This is a genomic window from Bartonella sp. CR84HXZ (assembly GCF_042194535.1).
GTDB classification, from domain to species: domain Bacteria; phylum Pseudomonadota; class Alphaproteobacteria; order Rhizobiales; family Rhizobiaceae; genus Bartonella; species Bartonella grahamii.
In genome coordinates this window covers 109819-117601 of sequence record NZ_JBHIMY010000007.1, presented here as the reverse complement: position 1 = coordinate 117601, position 7783 = coordinate 109819, and the positions used below count along the sequence as shown (strand labels likewise).

Sequence of the window (7783 nt, the reverse complement as noted above, 5' to 3'; positions counted from 1 at the left end):
GCCTTATTAACAGTGTCAGTGGCTGTTTCCTCCACGCTAGATGCTGCTTTATCAGCTGCATCAGGCGCTTTCTTCACAGCATCAATAGCCTTATTAACAGTGTCAGTGGCTGTTTCCTCCACGCTAGATGCTGCTTTATCAGCTGCATCAGGCGCTTTCTTCACTGCATCGATAGCCTTATTAACAGTGTCAGTAGCTTTTTCCACCACATCAGATGCTGCTTTATCAGCTGCTTCAGGTGCTTTCTTCACTGAATCAATAGCCTTATTAACAGTGTCAGTGGCTTTTTCCTCCACATCAGATGCTGCTTTATCAGCTGCTTCAGGTGCTTTCTTCACTGCATCAATAGCCTTATTAACAGTGTCAGTAGCTTTTTCCACCACATCAGATGCTGCTTTATCAGCTGCATCAGGTGCTTTCTTCACAGCATCAATAGCCTTATTAACAGTGTCAGTAGCTTTTTCCACCACATCAGATGCTGCTTTATCAGCTGCATCAGGTGCTTTCTTCACAGCATCAATAGCCTTATTAACAGTGTCAGTGGCTTTTTCCTCCGCGCTAGATGCTGCTTTATCAGCTGCTTCAGGTGCTTTCTTCACAGCATCAATAGCCTTATTAACAGTGTCAGTGGCTTTTTCCTCCGCGCTAGATGCCTTATCAACTTCATCAACTTTATCCGTATCATGTGCAGGATATTCGGAAGCCCTTCGTGCCGCACTTTGAACAAGTGAAGTAGAACAAGCTATGAAAACCGCCATATAAAAGAGTGTTTTCCAATTGATTTTACGATACATTCCTTTTTCCCCTTAAGAGCTTATTGAATAGTTGAAACAAACAATCTTCTTTTTAATGACTATTCATGTCACTCAACGTTGTCACAGCACGTCGATTTTGATTCCAACAGGAAATATCATCACAGACCGCTACAGGTCTTTCTTTTCCGTAAGAAATTGTTTGAATCCGTTGTTCAGACACACCTAGAGACACCAAATAGTTTCGCACAGCAACAGCACGGCGCTGTCCAAGTGCCAAGTTATATTCACGTGTTCCCCTCTCATCAGCATGACCTTCGATCATAATAGAATAATAAGGATAATGAAGCAACCATTCCGCTTGGCGCGTTAAAATACGTTCAGCATCAGCATCAAGTGAAGAAGAATCGAGACTAAAAAACACGCGATCACCCACATTAACCGTAAATTCTTGTCCTGAGCCTGGTGGCACCTGATTCAAACCAGCATCATTCATATAAGCGCCATTCATACCGTTAAGTGCACCGACATTTTTTTTGCCACACCCAGCCAAGCATAGTGCGAAAAAAAAGAGGACAGCTAAGGAATAAGAGAAGGTTTTTTGGGTAGAGCGCATAGTCCGTTTCTCCTTGAGTGTCGTAAAGAAGGGTAAATTCTTAAAAATATTTTCAAGAATAACCGTTAATTCCTAATGAAGACGAAATTTTTCTGTTTTTTGGTCATCATTTTTATTTTTGAGTCTCTGCCAATTTTTCTTCTCTCCAGCCATTCCTCTAACATTTCCATAAGAAATGTTTCCCTTATACGTCATAGCTTTTTATGCATCATCTTGATCTTGACGATTTTTTTGCAGCGCGTTCAGCTTTGCAAAAACTTTATCAGCATCAAAAGTCTTATGCAGATTTTCTTCACTCTCATTTTCCTCTAGGGCAGCGTTTTCCGTCACAGAAGCGGGAAGCAACGACCTATCTTCTTCTGCAGCAACAGGGCGATTTTTCGCCGCACGCTGGAGCTCAAAATCTAAATCGATTTGCGAACACAAACCAAGTCCTACAGGATCAAGAGGAACCAAATTTGCACTATTCCAATGGGTTCTAAGGCGGATTTGTTCAATTGTCGCTTTTGTTGTCCCAATCAACCGTGCAATTTGTGCATCTTTCAACTCAGGATGGTTCGTAACCAACCATAGGATACCATTGGGACGATCTTGGCGTCGAGAAAGAGGGATATAGCGCGCCCCTTTGCGTTTTTTTTCAGGAATATGCACCCTAGATTGAGAAATTTTCAAGCGTGCGTTTTGATCAGCCTCCACCCGTGCAATTTCACTGCGCGTCAATTGCCCAGAACTAATCGGATCTAAACCTTTAATACCATAAGCCGCATCACCATCGGCAATAGCTTTTACTTCCAAAACATGCAATTTACAAAATTCTGCAATCTGATCAAAAGAAAGAGCTGTATTATCAACCAACCAAACAGCTGTTGCTTTGGGCATCAAAAGTTGCGTTGCCATTTTTTATAAATCCTCTTCTGCGCCTCTTCTATGAGGCCGGTTACCGCCCACTCAAGAGCACTAGAACTTTTTATATGTTAGGTCTCTCCAACCACTCCTAAAACAAAGCGAGGCATGGAATAAACCATTTTGCCATGAGATTACATTCTGTTATAGCGTTATTTTTGCTCAACGACAAGAGATCTCTCTTGTAATGATCCTCAACTAAGGTGTCTTTACCTTTAAGATGAATTTTCTTATAAAGGATTTATTCGATTACTTCACCTCATGCTGTGGCACATTTATTCTGGTGGGATGCGTGTTTTATCGCCTTAAATTCTAAAGAGTATCCAACTGGAAAGAAAGCCCTAAAATAGGAAGGAAAACTATGGCTGGCCATTCACAATTTAAAAATATTATGCACCGTAAAGGGCGTCAAGATGCAATGCGCTCGAAAATATTTTCTAAACTTGCGCGGGAAATTACCGTAGCAGCAAAACAAGGTGCTCCTGATCCAGCCATGAATCCACGTTTAAGGCTGGCTGTTCAAAATGCCAAAGCACAATCGATGCCGAAAGATAATATTGAACGCGCGATTAAAAAAGCTTCAGGTACCGATGTCGAAAATTATGATGAAGTACGCTATGAGGGCTATGGACCAGGCGGTGTTGCCGTCATTGTTGAAGCTTTAACTGATAACCGCAACCGCACCGCTTCAAATGTGCGCGCCGCCTTCACAAAATCAGGAGGAGCCCTAGGAGAAACAGGATCGGTCAGTTTCATGTTTAATCGGATTGGTGAAATAATCTATAAGCCAGAAGCAGGGACAGCCGATAACATCATGGATGCAGCAATTGAAGCCGGTGCTGAAGATGTGCAATCAGAAGAAACCGGACATCATATTACCTGCGCATTTGAAGATATTGGTGAAGTTTCCAAAACACTTGAAGCAAAACTTGGTGAAGCAGAATCGATTAAAACGATTTGGAAAGCCACCACCCTTGCACCAATAGATGAAGAAAAAGCTTTGTCCGTTTTACGACTGATTTCAACATTAGAAGAAGATGATGATGTACAAAATGTTTATGCCAATTTTGATGTCAGCGATGAGATTTTGGCAAAATTATCTGTATAATTCCTATCATTTGCACAAGCCCTCTCTTCATTCATGAGGGCTTCAAAAGCATCTGTCACCTCGCCTCTTTATCCGCACATATAAAAGCCCCGCATCAATAGCGGGGACTAACCATTGGTGCAACAAGAAAACCGCCATTAATTCCAGAAAACATAACCCAAAAAAGAAAGCATAAAAAACTCTGTAGCCTCACGCCTTTCTTACATGCCCCAAAGATTATCCCTATAACCCCTCTCTATTTAATCTTTTTGTTCTTTAAGATTAACCTCCCCACCCTCAAGTAATGAAGATGATCTGGTCTGTAAACAATTCGGATTTTCTTGACGTATTCCTATAACGAATCACTCATGGAATTCATTTGAAACTTAAGGCTCAAAAAATACACACTCCCCTAAATATTCGCCATGCACTTAAAAAACACTTAAATATCTCAAGGAAGTTTATATGCCTTATATTGCCACACCTCAAATGACAGTGTTTTTACAACATCACAGAATAAAAATAAGCAAATGGAAAGCCAGAGCTGATTGTTTAGCAAAGTATTATCCAAAAAGCCGGTATATCTCTCTAATCCGTTGCGGATAAATTTTTGACTTTATAGCATTAACTTTATGACATCGTATGTTTCATAAAATCATCGTATGTTTCATAAAATAATGTCATTTATCTTAAAAATCTGTCCTTTTGCTATTACCGATCAATCAATATTCTGACCTAAAACAACAGCGTACTTGAATAAAACACATCAGAGAGCAGCAGAAAAACACCCTTGACAAGAGTCTAGACTCTTCGCAAACAAAATCAAAGAGGACGTCAAAAAAATATAGAGAGACACTTTGAATAAAAAGTTGAAATCTAGAGACCTCAGAATTTTCGACTATATTTTTTCAAGATGTTGTTTTTGAATTTTTTAAGCATTTTCCCCCAAGGAAATTCTATTGTCGATAAACAACCGTAGATGATAGATGAAATCTACATAACTCCCCATGCCCACTATAATCGATTCCTTCTTTTAAATAATTAAAGACAATTGAGATTGTGTAAACTTGAAACTGTATAGACTATATTCCTTCTATGTTCTGTTTTTAAGCATTTTGTTTTACTGTATATTGAGCAATGGCGACCATGCTGGATCCGAAGCATCATTGGGGGTGGGTAATTGACGTTCATTGCGTCCTGTAATGTCAATCGTATAGATTTTTGGTCCCATACCGGGATTTTTGCGAAAGAACATCAGCACACGACCATTGGGTGCCCAAGTTGGTCCTTCATTGTGAAACCCTGTGGTTAAAATTCGTTCTCCTTGTCCATCAGGGCGCATAACACCGATAGAAAATTGTCCGCTTAATTGTTTTGTAAAGGCGATATAGTCACCCCGTGGAGACCAAATAGGTGTCGAATAACTCCCCTCGTTTGAAGAAATACGCTGAATATCACTCCCATCCGCATTCATTTTATAGATTTGCGGCTTTCCACTACGATCTGAGGAAAAGACGATTTGTTTTCCATCCGGTGAATAAGAAGCAGAAGTATCAATAGCAGAAGTTGTTGTAAGTCGCGTCATCGTACGGGTTCGTAAATCCATGGTGTAAAGATTTGCACTGCCATCATTTTGTAACAAACTCATAATGACCTTTTGTCCATCAGAAGAAAAACGCGGAGCAATTGTCATGTTATTAAACGTTCCGATCAACTCTCTTTGTCCCATTTCAATTTGTTGAAGATAAACATGAGGTACTTGATTGTCCTCATAAGCCATATAGGTCATTTCTTGTCTTTTTGGGGAAAAACGTGGTGTAAGCACCAATTCACTTCCATCAGACATATAAATCAAATTTGCGCCATCTTGATCCATCATTGCTAAGCGTTTAATGCGTGCATTTTGGGGGCCTGTTTCATCGATAAAAACAATTCGTGTATCAAAATAACCACTTTCTCCTGTCATCTCACTATAGATCTCATCTGCGATCATATGTGCCACACGCCGCCAACGTTCTGTCGCGGTATAAAAACGCCGTCCTTTCAATTGTCTTTGTCCAAAAACATCCCATAAACGAAAATCGACCCTCAAACGTCCATCGATTTCTCTCATGACTTGCCCCGTAACTAAACCTTGCGCTTTTATTTTCTGCCAAGACGCAAAATGCGGTTGTTTATTAGGATTAGAAATATTTTCAAGAAAATTTTCTTTATTAAGCGGTAAAAAAAGCCCCGACCGCTCAAGATCGGCTGTCACCACAGCAGATATTTTCAACCCAATCGAATCATTGGAAATAAAGTCTGTAATTGCAATGGGAATGGGATTAAAATCAGCGCTCGAAATAGTCCCTTTCAATTGCGCATAGCCCGATGAAATACTTGAAAGCCACAACCCACAAGTGACAATAAACCAAGCAAAAACTTTATGTCTCGTTATAGTCATCATGGAATGTGTCCTTTCGTTAAGCCAATTTATTTTTTCTCATTTATCATCTGATTTCTTGGAGGGGATCAACATTAAAGTCAAAACCTTGCCCCCATAGATCATATTGATCACGTGGGAGATCTGCATAAGGTTGGCATGAAAAGACAGCGGCGTACACCTGCCTTATCATAATAGCTTGTTGACTCTCAAGACCGCTTACGGGATCAATGATAGGATCGCCCACAACCATCCCTTCACGATCTAAATAAAATCGCAACCGCACAACCGGACGGTTTTTTAAATCGCCACCAAGCGCCACAAGTTTAAGCTTCTGTTGAATACATGCCCCCGCAATATTGACCAATGTTTGTGCCATTTTTGTGGTATCATCAATGTTTTTTCTTGCGCCCAAAGCTTCTGGTGTATGAGAACGTTTTGCTCCCCCTCCTTGTGACCGCGCACGATTGAGCAAATTATTTTCCTCCAGTGCTAAAATATCTTCAATAGTCTGTTTTTCTTGGTTTTTCTTGTTAAGCTTTGGCGTCTTTTGATTCAATGCAGCCGCATTCTTCCTTGGAAATTCTTCGTCAAATTTTGGTTTAAACTGTGGAAGAAGAGATTTTTCTGGAAGTGTAATTTTGGGCGCTTGATGAACAATCTGTTCTGCTGGTACCTTCTGTACCGTTGGAGCCAATTCTTTTGGCGATATCATCTCTTCATTTTTGTGCGCAGGCTTGAGCGCATCTTCCGGCGCCTTAAAAGGCATCTCAGGTGCAACCTTGGGGGTATCCTCCGGCGGCGCGCTCAAAGGCATCTCAGGTGCAACCTTGGGTGTATCCTCCGGTGCTCTCAAAGGCATCTCAGGTGCAACCTTGGGGGTATCCTCCGGCGCGCTCAAAGGCATCTCAGGTGCAACTTTGGGAGTATCCTCCGGTGCTCTCAAAGGCATCTCAGGTGCAACCTTGGGGGTATCCTCCGGCGCGCTCAAAGGCATCTCAGGCGCAACCTTGGGTGTATCCTCTGTTTTTGCTTCTAATAATTCTGGTTTTGTAAGTTCGGGTGCAAATGTTTCTGACGTGTTCTTGCTTGGTGGTAGCGATGCTGTTTCAACAGGACGCAGTTTTTCCTTTGGTTGAAAAGGTGCTAGACTATCTATTTGTCCCTCTCCAATATGGCGTGCATCTTCTTTCTCTTGTGGTTGCACAGTTGGTTTAACGGCAGGGATTGCACGGATGGGAGCCTTCACGGATCCTTGTTGAGAGGACAACTCGTCCACTAAAGGAGCAAGAGTGATGGGAATTGCTTCCAATGGTTGTGGTAAAGAGACAGAGCTTGTAAACTGAACGGCTCCCCAACTGAGAAAAATGACATGGACCACAAGGGATAAAGCCAAGCCTCGTTTCATGCTATGATAGGAGTCTTTGTTCATTCTTTATGCCTTATTTATGACTTATATTTTTTCATTTTTAATCACTCTGAGCTCTATTAAACACTTTAAAAACAACAGGTTATGCGAAAATTTTATTACTTATTATTTATTGTGCTAGACTTGCTAACGCAACTTGAGAAAACCCCGCTTTTTGAATATCCGCCAGCAGTTTTAATACTTGCTGATATTCAACAGTTTTAGCAACCCGCACAAAAACCCGTTGATCTTTTTGTGTAGCATCTTCTTCCAGAAGAGTTTTAAGGTGTGCAATCAGTGCTTGTGACGTTTCATAATAATCTTGATTAATGGCAAAGCGCCCTTGCGCGTCAAGTGAAACCGTAAGGGGCGTTTTTTGAGCTCGTACGGGACCCGCTTGACTATGAGGCAAATCTAGAGGAACACCGTTCACTAAAAGGGGGGCAGAGACCATAAAAATAATCAACAAGACCAGCATGACATCCACAAAAGGAGTGACATTGATCTCACTCATCAGTTGGCTTCGTGAATGATAGCGCCTGCGTGTATTTTTTCGAGAAGAAGAAGCAACAGAAATTCCCATGGGATAAGCTCC

The 7783-nt window shown here is 41.2% G+C and carries 6 protein-coding genes and 1 pseudogene; 1 reads left to right on the top strand and 6 read right to left on the bottom strand.

The annotated features are described in order from the left end of the window. The 3 genes and pseudogenes from ACFIKD_RS05025 to ACFIKD_RS05015 form a co-directional block, all read right to left on the bottom strand. Positions 1–794 (bottom strand): annotated as a pseudogene (locus ACFIKD_RS05025) (tol-pal system protein); the annotation flags it as partial. Between the two features lie 52 nt (positions 795–846). Next, positions 847–1368 carry a peptidoglycan-associated lipoprotein Pal gene (gene pal / locus ACFIKD_RS05020; protein WP_375647374.1) on the bottom strand — a complete coding sequence of 174 codons (522 nt, stop codon included), beginning with the start codon at positions 1366–1368 and terminating at the stop codon, positions 847–849. A 201-nt stretch (positions 1369–1569) separates the two neighbouring features. Next, positions 1570–2265, bottom strand: coding sequence for a DUF1013 domain-containing protein (locus tag ACFIKD_RS05015; RefSeq protein WP_375611764.1), 696 nt, complete (start codon positions 2263–2265; stop codon positions 1570–1572). Between the two features lie 367 nt (positions 2266–2632). On the opposite strand from ACFIKD_RS05015, the gene ACFIKD_RS05010 reads away from it, so the two are divergent. Beyond that, positions 2633–3379 (top strand): YebC/PmpR family DNA-binding transcriptional regulator, encoded by a 747-nt coding sequence (locus ACFIKD_RS05010; RefSeq protein ID WP_005774608.1) that lies wholly within the window; start codon positions 2633–2635, stop codon positions 3377–3379. A 1099-nt stretch (positions 3380–4478) separates the two neighbouring features. On the opposite strand, the gene tolB is transcribed toward ACFIKD_RS05010, so the two are convergent. The 3 genes from tolB to tolR form a co-directional block, all read right to left on the bottom strand. Then, on the bottom strand, positions 4479–5804 hold the full coding sequence (gene tolB / locus ACFIKD_RS05005) for a Tol-Pal system beta propeller repeat protein TolB (RefSeq protein WP_015856942.1): 1326 nt from the start codon (positions 5802–5804) through the stop codon (positions 4479–4481). A gap of 43 nt (positions 5805–5847) precedes the next feature. Then, complete coding sequence (locus ACFIKD_RS05000; RefSeq protein ID WP_375647372.1) at positions 5848–7212, bottom strand: cell envelope biogenesis protein TolA; 1365 nt, start codon at positions 7210–7212, stop codon at positions 5848–5850. A gap of 106 nt (positions 7213–7318) precedes the next feature. Then, positions 7319–7771, bottom strand: coding sequence for a protein TolR (tolR, locus tag ACFIKD_RS04995; RefSeq protein ID WP_273787696.1), 453 nt, complete (start codon positions 7769–7771; stop codon positions 7319–7321). Positions 7772–7783 lie beyond the last annotated feature (12 nt).

Coding starts and splice junctions, on each gene's coding strand:
- pal (WP_375647374.1), bottom strand. CDS start 1,368: ATGCGCTCTACCCAAAAAACCTTCTCTTATTCCTTAGCTGTCCTCTTT.
- ACFIKD_RS05015 (WP_375611764.1), bottom strand. CDS start 2,265: ATGGCAACGCAACTTTTGATGCCCAAAGCAACAGCTGTTTGGTTGGTT.
- ACFIKD_RS05010 (WP_005774608.1), top strand. CDS start 2,633: ATGGCTGGCCATTCACAATTTAAAAATATTATGCACCGTAAAGGGCGT.
- tolB (WP_015856942.1), bottom strand. CDS start 5,804: ATGATGACTATAACGAGACATAAAGTTTTTGCTTGGTTTATTGTCACT.
- ACFIKD_RS05000 (WP_375647372.1), bottom strand. CDS start 7,212: ATGAACAAAGACTCCTATCATAGCATGAAACGAGGCTTGGCTTTATCC.
- tolR (WP_273787696.1), bottom strand. CDS start 7,771: ATGGGAATTTCTGTTGCTTCTTCTTCTCGAAAAAATACACGCAGGCGC.